This window comes from Nocardia blacklockiae (genome assembly GCF_015477355.1).
In the GTDB taxonomy this organism is placed as follows: Bacteria; Actinomycetota; Actinomycetes; order Mycobacteriales; family Mycobacteriaceae; genus Nocardia; species Nocardia blacklockiae.
Window position 1 is genome coordinate 86,768 of sequence record NZ_JADLRJ010000003.1, and the last position, 14,240, is coordinate 101,007.

Sequence of the window (14,240 nt, forward strand, 5' to 3'; positions counted from 1 at the left end):
TCGGACACCTCGGCAAGCGTCCGGTGTGTGTTCCTGGCCACAGCTCCCAGCGGTGGTGCGGGCCTTCATGGTGGTGAGCGCGGCCACCTGGGATCATTCCCGCCCGGCGGGGGTGGTGTGTCTCCCGTGTGAGCGAAAAACCGCTTGCGGAGGAGGTACCTCCGGTCTGTATAGTTGGCCTCAGCAACTAGTTGTAAGTGCTAAACAAATGCGTTGCGGGGAAAAGGAAAGCTGATCATGGTCGTCGCTGCCCGTGATCGCGATGCTACGAAGGCCGAACTCGACGTCGCCGACCATCTCGGCGCCCAACTTGTCCGGCTCGTGCGGGCGATCGGCAGAACCAAATCGCAGCTGGTCCGACCCGGCCCGGACGGGCTGGAACGACTGGCCTACGCGGTGCTGTTCTGCCTGGTCCACGACGGCCCGCAGCGGACCGGAAAGCTCGCCGAACTGCTGCACGCCGACACCTCCACCATCAGCCGGCAGACCAGGAGCCTGGTGTCGCACGGTCTGGTGGAGCGGCGCGCCGATCCGGTCGACGGGCGCGCCTGCGTGCTGGTCCCCACCGCGGAAGGCGTGCGGGTGTTCGAGGAGAACCGCCGCAACCGCAACCTCTGGCTCGCCCGGCTACTGGCGGACTGGCCGGAGGAGGAGCGGACGACGCTGACCGAACTGGTCGAGCGGCTCGTCACCGGAATCGAAAAGACTACTGCTACAGCCGATTCGAATAGGGCTTGATTGATGACAACTTCGACCACCCGGGCACCGGCGGCGCAGCCGGACCTGGACGCGGGTGCGCACCCGGCACTGTCGCACCGGCAGGTGCTGACCATTCTGTCGGGCTTGCTGCTGGGCATGTTCCTGGCCGCGCTCGACCAGAACATCGTCAGCGTGGCGATCGTGCGGATCGCCAACAGTCTGCACGGGTTCGATCAGCAGGCCTGGGCGACGACGGCGTATCTGATCACGGCGACGATCAGTACGCCGCTGTACGGCAAGCTGGCCGACATCTACGGTCGCAAGCCGTTCTATCTGATCGCCATCGGATTGTTCGTCATCGGTTCGGCGGCATGCACTTTCGCCACGTCGATGTACATGCTGGCGGGCTTCCGCGCCTTCCAGGGACTCGGCGCCGGTGGCCTGATGTCGTTGGCGCTCACCATCATCGGCGATATCGTGCCCCCGCGCGAGCGAGCTCGGTACCAGGGCTACTTCATGATGGTGTTCGGCACCTCGACGGTGCTGGGCCCCGTGCTGGGCGGCCTGTTCTCCGATTACGACACGCTGTGGGGCCTGGACGGCTGGCGCTGGGTGTTCCTGGTGAACGTGCCGATCGGCGTCCTCGCGCTCGGCGTGGTCGCCAAGGTGCTCAACGTGCCGCACCAGCGGCAGAAACTGCGCGTCGACTGGTTCGGGGCGATCGCCCTGGCCATCTGCGTGGTCCCGCTGCTCATCGTGGCCGAACAGGGCCGCAGCTGGGGCTGGGATTCGAGCAAGGCGCTGATCTGCTACGGCATCGGCGCGGTCGGGCTGGTGCTGTTCCTGATCGTCGAGTCCCTGATGAAGGACTCCGCGCTGATCCCGCTGCGGCTGTTCAAGAACTCGACGTTCTCGGTGTCGATCGGCGGCGGGACCATCGTCGGCATCGCGATGTTCGGTTCCATCACGATGGTGCCGCTGTATCTGCAGGTGGTGCGCGGCTACACGCCGACCAAGGCGGGCCTGCTGATGCTGCCGCTGGTGCTGGGCATCATGAGCGGTTCGGTGATCGCGGGCCAGGTCACCCGGCGCACCGGCCGCTACAAGATCCTGCCCGTGATCGGCACCTTCATCATCACGATCGGCACGCTGCTCTACGCGCAGGTGGCGTTCGACAGCCCGCTGTGGCAGCCGCTGGTGTTCGGCGGCATCATCGGCCTCGGCCTGGGCTTCTGCATGCAGACGCTGATCATCGCGGCCCAGAACGCCGGACCGCGCCGGGACATGGGCGTGTCGACCGCGTCGGCGACCTTCTTCCGGCAGGTCGGCGGCACGCTCGGCGTGGCGGTGTTCCTGACGATCCTGTTCAACCTGCTGCCGAACAAGATCGTCGACGCCTTCGGCGGACGGCTGCCCGCCGGGTTCGATACCGAGAAGCTCGATCAATTGCAGGCCAACACCGCGGGCATCGCCGCGCTGCCGGAGCAGGTGCGTGATCCGATCCTGATCGGGTTCACCAACGCCATGCACGGCGTGTTCTTCGTCGGTGCCGCCGTGTCCCTGCTCGCCTGTGTCGTGCTGATGTTCATGAAGGAGATTCCGTTGCAGGATCCATCGACGGCCCAGCCGAAGCCCGAATCGGACCGGCCCGCGGATTCGGCCGCGGCGCAGGCCGCGCCGGAACCCGTTGCGGCGGCTGCGAATCGGTCCGAGCCGCAGTGGACCGCGGAGCGCGCACCGGAGAGCGCCGTGCCGGTGGTCTTCGATCCGGAACCGGTGCTCGCCGCGACCGGCGGCCGCCACTCGGTCACCAACGGCCATGCGGCGCACCGCGTCTCGGCGATGTCGAGCGCGCAGGCCGGTGCCGCCACGGGCGGGCGCGCCATCGGCGGCCGCATTCGCCGCGAGGACGGCCGCCCGGTGCCCGGCGCCGCGCTGACCCTGATCGACCAACGCGGACACCAGGTTTCGCGGGCCACCGGCGACGGTGGCGGCGGCTACTCGATCGAGCCGCCCGCGCCCGGCGGGTACGTGCTGATCGTGTCGGCGAGCGGGCACCAGCCGACGGCGGTGAACGTCAGTGTCGGCGGCGGCGCGCAGCAGCTGGACCTCACGCTGCAGGGCTCCGGCGAACTGACCGGCACCGTGCGCACCGCCGGGCGCGGGGAACCGGTCGCCGGTGCCACGGTGACGGTGACCGACCTGCGCGGCGACGTCGTCGGCGCGGCCGTCACCTCGGCCGACGGCGGGTACGTCTGTCACGGCGTGGTGTCCGGGACCTACACCCTCGTCGCGGTCGCCGCCCACATGCGGCCCACCGCGACCACGCTGACCATCCCCGACAGTGGCCAGTTGCGCTTCGATGTCGAACTCGCCTCGATGGCGGTGCTGTCCGGATCGGTGCGCGCCGACGGCCGGGCCGTGCAGGACGCCCAGATCACCGTGCTCGACGCGAGCGGGACCGCGGTCGGTTCGGCGCGCACCGACGCGGACGGCCGCTACACCGTCACCGACCTGCCCGAGGGCGACTACACCGTCGTCGCGCGCGGGTATCCGCCGGTGACCGGGCGGGTGATCGTGTCCGGCGGCGAGGTCGACCACGATGTGCGACTCGGCTACGACGTCGACGACCATGTGGAGCTGTCATGAGTGGACTGACCGCGCGAATTCGTAACGCCGACGGGTGGCCGGTGGCCGGGGCGGTCCTGACCGTCACCGGCCTCGACGGCCGGCAGCTCGCCCGGGCGGTGGCCGACGAGACGGGGGCGGCCACCACCGAGGAACTGCCCGCGGGCATGCACACCGCGGTGGTCACCGCGCCCGGGCACAAGCCGATCGCGCAGATCGCCCGGGTCTCCGCGGGCGGCACCGGAACCCTCGGCGACGTCCGGCTCGAACCGGAGGCCGGTGCGGTCGAGCTGCCGCCGCCCGGGCCGTGGACGATCGACCCGGTGCACTCGACGGTGGTCGCCACCGCGCGCCACCTCGGCATCGCGAGCATCAAGGCGCGCTTCGCCGACGTCAGCGGCCGGCTGGACATCGCCGAGAACTTCGAGCGCACAACGGGTTACGCCGAGATCAAGGCCGCCAGCATCGACACCGGCGTCGGCATGCGCGACGACCACCTGCGCACGGCCGACTTCCTCGACGTGGAGGTGTACCCGATCATCGGGTTCACCAGCACGGGCCTGCGCCGCACGGGTCCCGACAACTGGGTGATGGCAGGGGAATTGGAGCTGCACGGCCAGCGCCGCCCGGTCGACCTCACCCTCACCTACGGTGGGTACGGGCCCGACCCGTGGGGTGGCGTGCGCGCCGCCTTCCACGCCGAAACCCTATTGCGCCGAGACGATTTCGCCATCGACTACAACGCTGTCGTGCGGGCCGGCGTGGCGGCGGTGGGCACCACGGTGAAGATCGACCTCGATATGGAGCTGGTGCAGGGCGACCGGCTGCCGGAGATGTAGTCGTTGCGCCCCTGACTCAGGGGCGCACCACCGCGTAACGGGCGCAGGCGAATTCGCCGTTGGGTGCCAGTTCGGTGAGTTTCAGCTCGACGTGGCGGGGGAGGAGCGGGGCTCCGGAGCCGAGCGTCACGGGGGCGATGGAGACGCAGACCTCGTCGAGGAGGTTGTGGTCGGCGAACTGACCCGCCAGGTCGCCGCCGCCGACCACCCAAAGATTCTTGTCCCCAGCCGCTTTCGCCATCTCCTCGTACACCTCGGGGACGGGCGCCTGGGTGAAGCGGACGTCGGCGTCGGTGCGAGCCGGGAAGGTGCGGTGGGTGAAGACCCACGCGGGCATGTCGTAGACCCAGGCCTCGCCGCTGTCGAGGATCCACTGATATGTGCTGGCGCCCATGCAGATCGCGCCGATGTCCTTGATGAACGCCTCGTAGCCCATCGGGCCGTCGCTGTCGTTGTCACGCGTCAGCAGCCAGTCGAGGGAATGGTCGGTGGTGGCGATGAAGCCGTCGAGGGTGGTCGCGGTGTAGTAGGTGGTGTGGGGCATGGTCAGCCTCGCTTTCGTAGCCACATGATGGGGTCGCCGTCGGTCGGTTCGCCGGGGAATTCGGCGCGCAGCCAGTGCCGGACCAGCTGCCTGCGATGCGCCGAGTAGGTGAGGACGTGCGCCACGACGCTGCCGAGGACGAAGCTCTCCGGCGGCTCGCACAATGCGTCGATCAGGGTGTCGCCCCAGCCGCCGCGCCGGTCGATGTCGCGGATCGTCTCCAGCCAGCGCGGGGCCACCTCGTCGAATCTGGTTGTGAGCGTGGGGAGGTCGTCGGGACGGCGGTCGGGCATGTCCGCGCCGTCGATCGAGGCCAGCCACACCTCCTTCGTCCAGATCAGGTGTTCCAGGGTGGTCGCGACAGAATCGTCGGGGCCGTCCCACTCGAGCACCGTGTGCGTGCCGCGGTGGCGGCGGTACTGTTCCTCGCTCAGTCCGGTCGCCAGTTTCAGCAGCTCCCGCGTGTCGTCGAGATCGTGGTGGACGAGCAGCGAGGTGGGGTCCATGTCGTGCCTGCCTTTCGGTTCCCTCTCCACCCACAGCGACATCGGCGGATGGAAATGAATGCCGTTCGCCGCGGCGAGCCAGAGCTGCCGGGCGGTCGCGGGTGTGGCGCTGGGCGGATGCCCGTACGCGCGGCTGAAGGCCCGGCTGAAGCCCTCCACCGAGTCGTATCCGGCCGCGAACGCCACGTCGGTCACCGACGCGCCGGTGCTGAGCTGCCACGCCGCCCGCTCCAGCAGCACCCGGCGCCGCAACGCGACCGGCGACTCCCCGGTGCCGCGGGAGAATTGGCGGGCGAAGTGGTACGGCGAGGCGAAGGCGCGCTGGGCCATCGCGCCGAGCGTGGCGTTGTCCTCGTCGAGGACGGCGTCGAGCAGTTCGCGCAGGCGGTCACGTCCGTTGGTCACGGGTATCAGTTTGGTACGCGCAGGTCGGGCGGCGCTTGACCGTTCTTGCGCAGGTGTGGCGCGGACGCCGGATAGGGGTTGACCGACACGTGGCCGCGCTTCGGTCGGCGGAACCGGCCGCGGGCCCCTAGGCTCCTCCCCATGCGGGCAATCCGAGGCGTGATCGCCGGTCTGTGTTTCGTGCTCGCTCTGGGCGCGGCCCCGACCGTCGCCTCCGGGGCGAGCGTTCCCGCCGCGGCGTGCGGGAGCCCCCTGTCGGAGGCGGAGATCGGCACGCTCACCGAACTCTCCGATACTTCGACGTTAGCCGGGTCACCGCTGGAGCGTTTGGAAACGGCCATCGAGCGGCACCGGCAGATCACGGAAATACTGGTGGCACACCACGATCGGCGCGGCGCGTTCTCCCTCGGCCTGGATGTCGCGGAGCAGCTCTCGGTGCTGCCGTTGCAGCGCGACCCGGCCGCGTTCGCCGACCCGGACTACGCGCACGCGATCAGCCTGGAACTGCTGCGCCGTTATCTCGACAATCTGCACGCGAATTTCGGTGGGGGCGTGCCCGAGTCGCACTGGGCGCAATACTTCGACCTCGCCCAGCATTGCGAGATATCCTCCGCGCGGCTGGCGATGGTCGGATACAACGCGCATCTCAGCGTGGATCTGGCGTATTCCGTCGCCGCGGTGCGCACCCGGCCGGAGAATGCCGGCGACTTTTTCAAGATCGTGGACGGTATCGCGTCGGTCGGCTTCGTGATAGTCGACCGGACCAAGGCCGTGTACGGCGGTGATCTCGGGCCGCTCTGGCGGCTGTATTTCGTGGGCGAGGGCCTGGATCTACTCGCGGGACAGGGCGTTGCGACCAGGCCGCTGCTGCGCATCGTCGACCTGGGTTACAACGTCGTCGTCTTCGGTAACGGGTTGGCGCTGCAGGATCCCAACGCGCACGACGTCACCGCCGCGGAGATCCGGGCGCTCTACGACACCGCGAATGTTTCCTTCGAGGTGCTTTCCGCGCTGCGCGGACTGTGAGCGTTCAGCCGGTGTGCGTCCGCTGTTGCAGTAGGTGCCACGGACAATAGGAGTCGAGGGTGGCCGCCAGGAAGGTGTACGGGTATTCCACCGACCCCCGCAGGTTCTCGGCCAATTTGACCTGATTGGCGGCCGAATTGCCGTTCGCGTCCAGCCATCCGCACTCCGCGTGCGCCAGCTGGATGGCGGCGTCCTGCCGCACGTGATCGGCGTCGTCGAGGTGACTCTGCTCCAGGAACTGTTTGTCGATCGGACTCCGGTCCGGGTGTACTCCTCGGCTCGCCGACGTAGGTTCGCCCGGTTCGGCACCGGCCGTGGCGACGCCGAGGGACATGAGCGCACTCGCGGCGGCAACAGTCGCCACGGCGCGAAAAATCCTGATGTGCATGGTATTTCCGGTGTCTTCGTCTACTAGGCCGAGTCAGCAACCCCCACAGACCTGTCATTCTTCCCCGCTCGTTAGCCGGGTGGATGCGGGATGAGGGAGAAGGTGACCTTGGACAGTGTTGTTGGTGACCAGTCGCGGGCAACCGGGGACTTCGGACTCTAGCCCGAACAGCGCGGGCAAGCTACCCCGTTCCACCCGCCGCTACGAGCCCGCTAACCGACCGCGACCCGGACGCCACCGGACCACGCCGAATCGTGGAACTCGACGGCGGCCGGCGCCGTCCCTACGGGCACGTCGAACGCGAGCACGACGGAGATCTTGTTGCCCGGATTGATCTCGGTGACAAGATCCTTGTTCACGTTCATCTCTGCCATGGTGTCATTCGTGTAGAGGTTCCCCTGGTTGTCCACCAATTTCTGGTTCTCACCGAAGTAGGTCTGCGGCTTGTCACCGATATTCGTGACGTCGACATGTACCAGGACATACTCGCCCTGAGCGTTCCTCCGCAAGTATTCGTTGTCCCCGACAGTGGTAACCGGCGGGTCGACGCGTGTCACCGCGAACCCGAACTTGCCGTCCCGCACCTCGGATCCGGCCGGCCGCACACTGGTCCGCGCGGCCCCTTGCTCGGCGACCTCGTGGGTCGCGCTGGTGAACAACACCGCGCACCCGCCGAACATCAGCACGACGAGAGCAACCAGCGCGCCCAGCACCCACGGCCACACCCGCCGCCGCGGCCTCGGCCTCGGCCCGTACGGCCCCTGCGGCGGCATCCCGTACTGCGCGGGCGGAACATTGCGAGGCGGCATATTCGACATCGAACCCACCCCTCCTTCATCTCGATCCGGTGAATGATTCACCCGCACAAGCACTCCCCGAGGCCGGCGATGCGAGTACCCGCTAGATCGACAATCCTGCGCGCCGGGTTACCCGAGAATTGCCGGTTGCCCGGAACAAATGCCTTTCAGCCCCGACCCCGCCCCTGAAGGTCCTATTTCTGATGACGAAATGCCCTTGCCTACGGCCGATCGGCGGCGCGGACACGCCTGACCGCACGCATGCCGACACGCCCACTTGGCCACTTTGGGGTAAACAGTCGTGCAGTAAACTCTGGGTGGTATCGTCGCTGATTGACACGATGGGAGGCTTTGACCAGGGTTCTCGCGGTAGCCCAGCTCGGCAGTGTGCTAGTGACTGGGTGTAGACCGCGCGGCTGGCATCGCAGGTTCTAGAGACTGTAAGTTCAAGTCTGGGAGTGGTAGCAGATGAAGCACACGATTGTGATCGACGACGAAGTCTTCAGCATGCTGGTGAAGCACCGCCAGGATTTCGAGCAACCTAACGATGTGCTCCGGCGGTTGTTGATCACGGGCGGTTCCGAATCCTTCAGGGCGAGTAGCGGTTTGGGGATAACCGGCGGAGCCACCGAGTCTATTGACTCATTCGGGCATGGCGTAGAAACGGGGCGCCCGGGTCGTCTGGTGCAGCTGGTCAAAGCCGGCCTCGTCGCAGCAGGGGATGAACTCCGGCACGACCGGGTCCGCAGCGGGCAGACGCTGAAGGCCACCGTCACGGCAAATGGTTCACTTCAGACCAGTCAAGGTTTCTACGATGCGCCTTCCCCGGCGCTGAGGGACCTTGTCGGGAGCCAGGTGGACGGGTGGAAAAACTGGGTTCATGTCCGTTCGGGCAAGTCGCTGCGCGAACTTCGGGACTCGTTGCGCTGACGCGGTTCTTCTGTAGGAGACGGGATTCGGCTCATGAAGAACGGCTTAGCCGGGTTGTCGATCGGGTCCGGCGTCCTAGTGAACGTTGCGCTCGGTGCGCCGTGGTGGATCGGTGCCAGCTTACTTGCGGTAGTAGCAGCTTCATATTTGCTGACCGTCTGTCTGCGTGAGGTTTCCCGCAAAATTCGGCCGATCGTGTAATCGTTCTTCGCATGTTACTACTGCGCTCAATGATTAAGTCCGCGGGTTGCCACGGAACGGGATCGCGATGTCGCAGTGCTGTCACAGCTCCGGAGACTGAACGGGATGAGCGGTCAGTCAGGTGAGGTGCTCTGTGGTTCGCTTGCCGATCGCCGTGCTGAGTGCGTCGAGTTCGGCCAAGACGTCGACGGCAGCCCAGATGCGGTAGCGCTTGTTGGCGGACAGGATTTCCAGGACGCCGGCCTCGGTCAGTCTGCCGAGTGCGCGGTAGGTGCTGCTGTCGTTTGTGCCCGTAATGCGTTGCGCCGTATCGGCGTTGAGAATCGGCGTCGCGAGTAGTGCGGTGAGCAAGGCCTCGTCGGCGGATCCGGCGCGAGGACGTGCGAGCGATCGCCAGCGGTCCGGAAGTTCGGACAGTGCGCGCGCGGAGTCCTGGGCGGCCTCGCTGGCATGGATGGACGCATTGGCGACGTATTCGACGAATTCATCGGCTCGACCTGCTCGGTAACTGTCGAGCTCGGCGAAATACCGTCGGGTGTCGGCGAGCATCGCGGAGGCCAGTGGCACCGTGACGCGGCGGGTGAGTCCTCTTTTCCGCAGCACAGCGCTGATCAGCGCTCGCCCGATCCGCCCGTTGCCGTCGGTGAAGGGATGGATCGACTCGAACTGCGCGTGTGCGAGCGCCGCTTGCGCCAGGATCGGCAGATCCGTGCGGTTGGCGAACGCCACCAGGTCGTTCATCAATTCGGGAACGACGTCCGGCGGTGGCGGGACGAACATGGCGTCGAGCGGTGTGTAGTCGCTGCCGCCTATCCAGTTCTGGACATCGCGAAATCGGCCCGATCCCTGTGCCGTGTAATAGTCGGGGGCCATCAAGACTTTGTGGGCCTCGAGCAGCGCTTCGACGGTGATCGGACCAGAACCGGCGGCGTCGACCATCGCGATCAGAGCCTTGACCGCGGCATGCTGCGACTTGGCCTCGGCGCTCGCATTGCCGCCGGCTATCGCCTTCGCGAATGCACGCCATCCGGCGTCGATGTGTTCGATTTTGGACGAAGCGACGGATTCGCTGCGCAACAGGAAGTCGCCGAGCGGCGCGAGATGTTCACCGAAGCCGGCTTCGAGACGAGCGACCGCGATCACGGCGGCCTCGTGTGCGCGCGCCACCGGTCCGACCGGGTCGTACGAAAGGTCCGCGATGCTGGGCGGGACCGAGACGGATATTCGCTCCAGCATGCGGTCATCCCGCGAACCTTGCCGTCGACCCGGGTGCCAAGGTCGTTCCTCGGTACTGTGCGGTGGCCAGTTCACCGTGACCTCTCGGGACAAGTGCAGCTTGGGAGTTCTAACTGTACCTTAGTGGGTCTAAAGTACAGTAAGACACTGTTGGTGTACGTTAATGCGCTTTGTGCCGGTTGAGGCTCGGGGGAGAGCATCGAAGGCGTGCGTAGGGCACTGGCCGATGTGTGCACGGTGAACCCGGTGTGGGGTCACTTCTCGCAGGCGATTCCGTCGTTGTCGCCGTCGAGGCCTGGGCGGTAGCCGGGGTCGCCCTTGTGTAGTGGGGTGGCGCCTGCGGCTTTGGCTTCCTTGCAGGACTTGTAGAAGACCTTTGGTGGGGAGGTGGGTGCTGGGGCGGGTGGTTTCGCCGGAGGTTTGGTTGTTGCTGGTGGGGGCGTGGTTGCCGGAGGGGGAGCCGGGGCCGGTGGGGGTTCGGGCGGTGCTGGTGGTGGGGGTGGTTCAGCTGCGGGGGCGTTGGTATTCAGGGGATCGTCGGATGGGGTGGGGGCGGCTGTGGTGGGCACCAGAGCCTGCACGGATTCCGGGGTTGTGGAGACTGTGGACTCCGCGGGTAGTGCCTGGGGAGTGACGGTGTTGCCGCATGCGGTGAGGAGGCCGGCCCCCACCGTGGCGATTGCGAGGGCGGTGCGGGATAGGTGCAACAAGAGATCCTGTCGAACGGCTGCTTCGGGCTGCGGACGGCGTCATGGGCCGAGACGAGGCTCGCTCCCGCACCGTGGCCGGCGTGGCGCTCGCGGCGAAGGCGAGCTTGCTGCACTTTAGCAGTGCCAAAGTACGGTTAGGATTCGTAGCCGTACTTTATGGAGCCGAGCGGCCTCTACATGGAACGCCCGAGCAACGCGCGAAGACCGGCTTCGAGCGGTCGACTGACAGCTATCGTGCTGTGCGAATCGAGGTTGTGCGGGCTGCCGTCGAGATCGACTACGGCAGCACCGCTTTCGCGAGCGATGACGACCCCGGCCGCAGTATCCCAAGTCTTGTTGGACAGGCTGACGCAACCGTCGGTACTTCCGTCCGCCACCCACACCAGATCCAACGCGGCGGAACCGAACATGCGCACACGCTCGATCTCGGCCGCGAGCGCCGCGGTGATGCCCAGGCGCCGTTGGTTTTCGCTTCCGCATCGCTACCAGTGGCGTAGTCGCCAATGGAAATCGCAGCGGCACAGACATTTTCGCAGCCGCTGCGTGTACTGTCTTCAACTCGCGCGTCTTCGATGCTGTGGGAAGTCGGCTGGTGTGGTCGATCAGCTCGGTTCGTGGATGTCCGGGCCCGGGGTGGGGGCGTAGAGGGCTTCTATCTGTTGGGCGTACTTGGTGGTGATTACTCGGCGCTTGAGTTTCATGGTGAGGGTCATTTCGTCGCTGCCTGGTTCCCAGAAGGTGGGGAGGATGTGGAAGCGTTTTATTTGTTCTACTCGGGCTAGTTTGGTGTTGGCGGTGGCTATTTCGGTGGCTATTTGTTTGATTACTTCGGGGTTGGTGGCGAGGGTGGTGGGGGCGGGGAGGTTGTGGCGGGTGGCGTAGGCGGTGGCGGCTTCGGCGTCGAGGACTATGAGGGCGGTGTTGTAGGGGCGGGCGTCGCCGAGGGCGGTGACTGCGCCTATGAGGGGGGAGCCGGCCTTGATGGTGTTTTCGATGTGTGCGGGGGACATGTTCTTGCCCGCCGCGTTGATGATGAGTTCTTTCTTGCGGTCGACGACGGTGAGGTAGCCGTCGTCGTCGATGGTGATGATGTCGCCGGTGTGCAGCCAGCCGTCGGGGTCGAGGGCCTCGGCGGTCTTCTCCGGCTCGCCGCGGTAGCCCTTCATGACCAAGGGGCCGCGGACGAGGAGTTCGCCGTCGTCGGCGAGGCGGGCGGACATGCCGGGCAGCAGCGTGCCGACCGTGCCCAGGCGGGCGTGGGCGGGGTGGCTGACGCTGCAGATGCAGGTGAGTTCGGACATGCCCCAGATCTCGGTGATCGGGATGCCGAGGCCGGCGAAGAAGGCGAGGGTGTCGCGGGGGATCGGGGCGGCCCCGGAGAGTGCCCAGCGCACCCGGTCCAAGCCCAGTTTGGCACGCAGGCCGGAGAGCACGAGTTCGTCGGCGCGACTCCACTCCGCCTGGAGGTCGGCGGGAATGGGTGCGCCGGAGATCTGGTGCTCGGCATAGCGCGCCGCGACACCGAGCGCCCACTCGATGGCCGTGCGGGTCGCCTCCGGTTCGGCCGCCACCGCGAAACCGATTGCCGCGCGCAGCTTCTCCCACACCCGTGGCACCGCACCCCAGATCGTGGGCCGCAGTTCGGCGAGCGCGGGACCGATGCGGCTCGGGTCGTCGACGCAGGTGATCTGGGTGCCGAACGCCAGCTGGAAGTACAGCGAGGTCAGCCGATCGGCGATGTGGGCCGACGGCATGTAGGACGTCATCGTGTCGCCGAACTCGATGCCGAGCACCTGCTCGACGGCATAGCACTCGAAAAGCAGGTTGGCATGGGTGGTTTCGACACCCTTCGGCGCACCGGTGGTGCCGGAGGTGTAGATCAGCGTCGCCACGTCCTCGGCCCGCACCGCACGCCATGCCTGCTCGAAGTCGAAATCCGGTGCGGCGGAAGCCTTCAGCTCGGCGACCGAGAGGGTGCCGCTGGGCGCGTCGTCCACGCACACGATGTGATCCAGCGGAACACCGCTGGCGCGCAACCGGTCTACGTACTGCGGCTCGCACAGCACCACGCGCGCACCAGAATTGGTGAGCACGTGCGCGATCTGCTCGGCGGGCAGCGTGTTGTAGATCGAGAAGGAGGTGGCGCCGAGATGCTGGGCGCCGACCTCCAGCGGATAGAACTCGACGCGGTTGGCCATCATCAGCGCCACGGTGTCGCCGCGGCGCACGCCGAGCGCCGCCAGCCCGCCCGCCACCCGGCGGACCTCGTCGGCGTACTCACGCCAGGTGAGTGTGGCGGCGTCACCGGGCGTGCGCAGCGCCACCGCGTCCGGCTCGCGCGCGGCGTTGTGCTGGAAGGCGGCGCAGAGGGTTTCGAATCGCGTGGTGGTCATGATGTCCTCGAAGAGTCGGAGTGGTGCGGTGCGGGAGACCGCGCGTCGCCCGCGAGCCGGGCGGCAATGTACCGTGCCGACTCGCGATAGGCCTCGCGGGACTCGGGAATCAGCGCCGGGAACGCGTGGAAGGCGTGCAGCTGCCCCGGCCAGCGCCGCACTTCGCAGTCGGCGCCGCAGGCACGCAGCCGGTCCGTGAAGCGCGCGGCGGACGTGGTGCAGAATTCGCTGTCGCCGATGTGAATCAGCGTGGGCGGCAAGGGCGTCGCGGGCCGGGGTCGCAGCGGTCGCGGCCGTGCGGTGAACAGGCCGACGGCGGCGCGGGCGAGCCCCGGACTCAGCAGCGCGTCGCGCTCGATCTCCGCCAGCGTGAGATCGGTGAGCGGCGAGAAGAGCACCAGCCCCGCCGGGGCGACCCGATACCGGTCGGCCTGGGCGAGTGCGAGTTCCGCGGCGAGGTAGCCGCCCGCGGAGTCACCGGCGAGCACGATCCGATGCGGCGGATGACCCCGGTCGACCAGCCACCGATAGGCCGCCGCCACATCGTGAACCGCTGCGGGAAAGGGGTATTCGGGTGCGAGGCGGTAGTCGACGGCGAACACCGGCAGCCGCGTCGCGGCCGACAACCGCGCGGTGACACCGCGATACGACCGCGCCGACCCGGCGACGAACCCGCCGCCGTGGACGTACAGGACCACCGCGTCGCGCAGGTCCGCGCCCGGGCCCCGAACCCACTCGCCTCGTACCGTTTTCGTGGCGACGAGCGTGGCGGCGGTACCGCGCGGTTCGGGTGCCGCGGCCCGCAAGGCCCGCTCGATCAGCGGCCGGGCCGCCGTCAGGGTGTACCGGTTGACCGGCAGCCCGGCGGCCACCGGACCCACCGTGCGCTCGGTGACCAGGCGCAGCGCCCGGGACCGCAGCGACGTGCTCATCGCCGC

General features: G+C 67.4%; 14 protein-coding genes. 5 read left to right on the forward strand and 9 right to left on the reverse strand.

Translation table 11 applies throughout. The features are described from left to right. The first annotated feature begins 237 nt into the window (after window positions 1–237). The 3 genes from IU476_RS09950 to IU476_RS09960 are packed head-to-tail and all read left to right on the forward strand — an operon-like array spanning window position 238 to window position 4,166. Window positions 238–738 carry a MarR family winged helix-turn-helix transcriptional regulator gene (locus tag IU476_RS09950; RefSeq protein ID WP_195098862.1) on the forward strand — a complete coding sequence of 167 codons (501 nt, stop codon included), beginning with the start codon at window positions 238–240 and terminating at the stop codon, window positions 736–738. Window positions 739–741: 3 nt separating this feature from the next. Further along, window positions 742–3,348: an MFS transporter gene (locus IU476_RS09955; RefSeq protein ID WP_195098864.1), complete on the forward strand. Its 2,607-nt coding sequence runs from the start codon at window positions 742–744 to the stop codon at window positions 3,346–3,348. Beyond that, a complete protein-coding gene (locus tag IU476_RS09960; RefSeq protein WP_195098866.1) occupies window positions 3,345–4,166 on the forward strand; it encodes a YceI family protein in 822 nt (273 codons plus the stop codon). The genes IU476_RS09955 and IU476_RS09960 overlap by 4 nt, the downstream gene beginning before the upstream one ends. A 16-nt stretch (window positions 4,167–4,182) precedes the next feature. Here the strand turns inward: IU476_RS09960 and IU476_RS09965 are convergent, their stop codons facing one another. Both IU476_RS09965 and IU476_RS09970 read right to left on the reverse strand, forming a co-directional pair. Then, complete coding sequence (locus tag IU476_RS09965; RefSeq protein ID WP_195098868.1) at window positions 4,183–4,710, reverse strand: dihydrofolate reductase family protein; 528 nt, start codon at window positions 4,708–4,710, stop codon at window positions 4,183–4,185. 2 nt (window positions 4,711–4,712) lie between these two features. Then, window positions 4,713–5,621, reverse strand: coding sequence for a helix-turn-helix domain-containing protein (locus IU476_RS09970; RefSeq protein WP_324193976.1), 909 nt, complete (start codon window positions 5,619–5,621; stop codon window positions 4,713–4,715). Window positions 5,622–5,762: 141 nt separating this feature from the next. Here IU476_RS09970 and IU476_RS09975 point away from each other — a divergent pair, with 141 nt between their 5' ends. Beyond that, on the forward strand, window positions 5,763–6,647 hold the full coding sequence (locus IU476_RS09975; protein ID WP_195098870.1) for a DUF5995 family protein: 885 nt from the start codon (window positions 5,763–5,765) through the stop codon (window positions 6,645–6,647). A gap of 4 nt (window positions 6,648–6,651) precedes the next feature. Here the strand turns inward: IU476_RS09975 and IU476_RS09980 are convergent, their stop codons facing one another. Together IU476_RS09980 and IU476_RS09985 are read right to left on the reverse strand one after the other, a co-directional pair. Continuing rightward, window positions 6,652–7,011 (reverse strand): DUF732 domain-containing protein, encoded by a 360-nt coding sequence (locus IU476_RS09980; protein WP_195098873.1) that lies wholly within the window; start codon window positions 7,009–7,011, stop codon window positions 6,652–6,654. Window positions 7,012–7,247: 236 nt separating this feature from the next. Next, window positions 7,248–7,748: a DUF4352 domain-containing protein gene (locus IU476_RS09985; protein ID WP_195098875.1), complete on the reverse strand. Its 501-nt coding sequence runs from the start codon at window positions 7,746–7,748 to the stop codon at window positions 7,248–7,250. Between the two features lie 552 nt (window positions 7,749–8,300). On the opposite strand from IU476_RS09985, the gene IU476_RS09990 reads away from it, so the two are divergent. Continuing rightward, window positions 8,301–8,762: a restriction system modified-DNA reader domain-containing protein gene (locus tag IU476_RS09990; RefSeq protein ID WP_195098877.1), complete on the forward strand. Its 462-nt coding sequence runs from the start codon at window positions 8,301–8,303 to the stop codon at window positions 8,760–8,762. 318 nt (window positions 8,763–9,080) lie between these two features. On the opposite strand, the gene IU476_RS09995 is transcribed toward IU476_RS09990, so the two are convergent. The 5 genes from IU476_RS09995 to IU476_RS10015 all read right to left on the reverse strand — a co-directional run bounded on the left by IU476_RS09995 (window position 9,081) and on the right by IU476_RS10015 (window position 14,234). Continuing rightward, entirely contained in the window at window positions 9,081–10,274 is a 1,194-nt protein-coding gene (locus IU476_RS09995) for a Fic family protein (RefSeq protein ID WP_195098879.1), read from the reverse strand. 179 nt (window positions 10,275–10,453) lie between these two features. Then, window positions 10,454–10,870 (reverse strand): excalibur calcium-binding domain-containing protein, encoded by a 417-nt coding sequence (locus IU476_RS10000; RefSeq protein WP_324194037.1) that lies wholly within the window; start codon window positions 10,868–10,870, stop codon window positions 10,454–10,456. A 212-nt stretch (window positions 10,871–11,082) separates the two neighbouring features. Continuing rightward, window positions 11,083–11,364, reverse strand: coding sequence for an inositol monophosphatase family protein (locus IU476_RS36035; protein WP_438944004.1), 282 nt, complete (start codon window positions 11,362–11,364; stop codon window positions 11,083–11,085). A gap of 147 nt (window positions 11,365–11,511) precedes the next feature. Further along, window positions 11,512–13,302, reverse strand: a complete 1,791-nt coding sequence (gene fadD11 / locus IU476_RS10010; protein WP_195098884.1) for a fatty acid--CoA ligase FadD11 — start codon at window positions 13,300–13,302, stop codon at window positions 11,512–11,514. Beyond that, a complete protein-coding gene (locus IU476_RS10015; protein ID WP_195098886.1) occupies window positions 13,299–14,234 on the reverse strand; it encodes an alpha/beta hydrolase in 936 nt (311 codons plus the stop codon). Before IU476_RS10015 ends, fadD11 begins: the two co-directional genes overlap by 4 nt. Between the last annotated feature and the right edge of the window lie 6 nt (window positions 14,235–14,240).

Coding starts and splice junctions, on each gene's coding strand:
- IU476_RS09950 (WP_195098862.1), top strand. CDS start 238: ATGGTCGTCGCTGCCCGTGATCGCGATGCTACGAAGGCCGAACTCGAC.
- IU476_RS09955 (WP_195098864.1), top strand. CDS start 742: ATGACAACTTCGACCACCCGGGCACCGGCGGCGCAGCCGGACCTGGAC.
- IU476_RS09960 (WP_195098866.1), top strand. CDS start 3,345: ATGAGTGGACTGACCGCGCGAATTCGTAACGCCGACGGGTGGCCGGTG.
- IU476_RS09965 (WP_195098868.1), bottom strand. CDS start 4,710: ATGCCCCACACCACCTACTACACCGCGACCACCCTCGACGGCTTCATC.
- IU476_RS09975 (WP_195098870.1), top strand. CDS start 5,763: ATGCGGGCAATCCGAGGCGTGATCGCCGGTCTGTGTTTCGTGCTCGCT.
- IU476_RS09990 (WP_195098877.1), top strand. CDS start 8,301: ATGAAGCACACGATTGTGATCGACGACGAAGTCTTCAGCATGCTGGTG.
- fadD11 (WP_195098884.1), bottom strand. CDS start 13,302: ATGACCACCACGCGATTCGAAACCCTCTGCGCCGCCTTCCAGCACAAC.
- IU476_RS10015 (WP_195098886.1), bottom strand. CDS start 14,234: ATGAGCACGTCGCTGCGGTCCCGGGCGCTGCGCCTGGTCACCGAGCGC.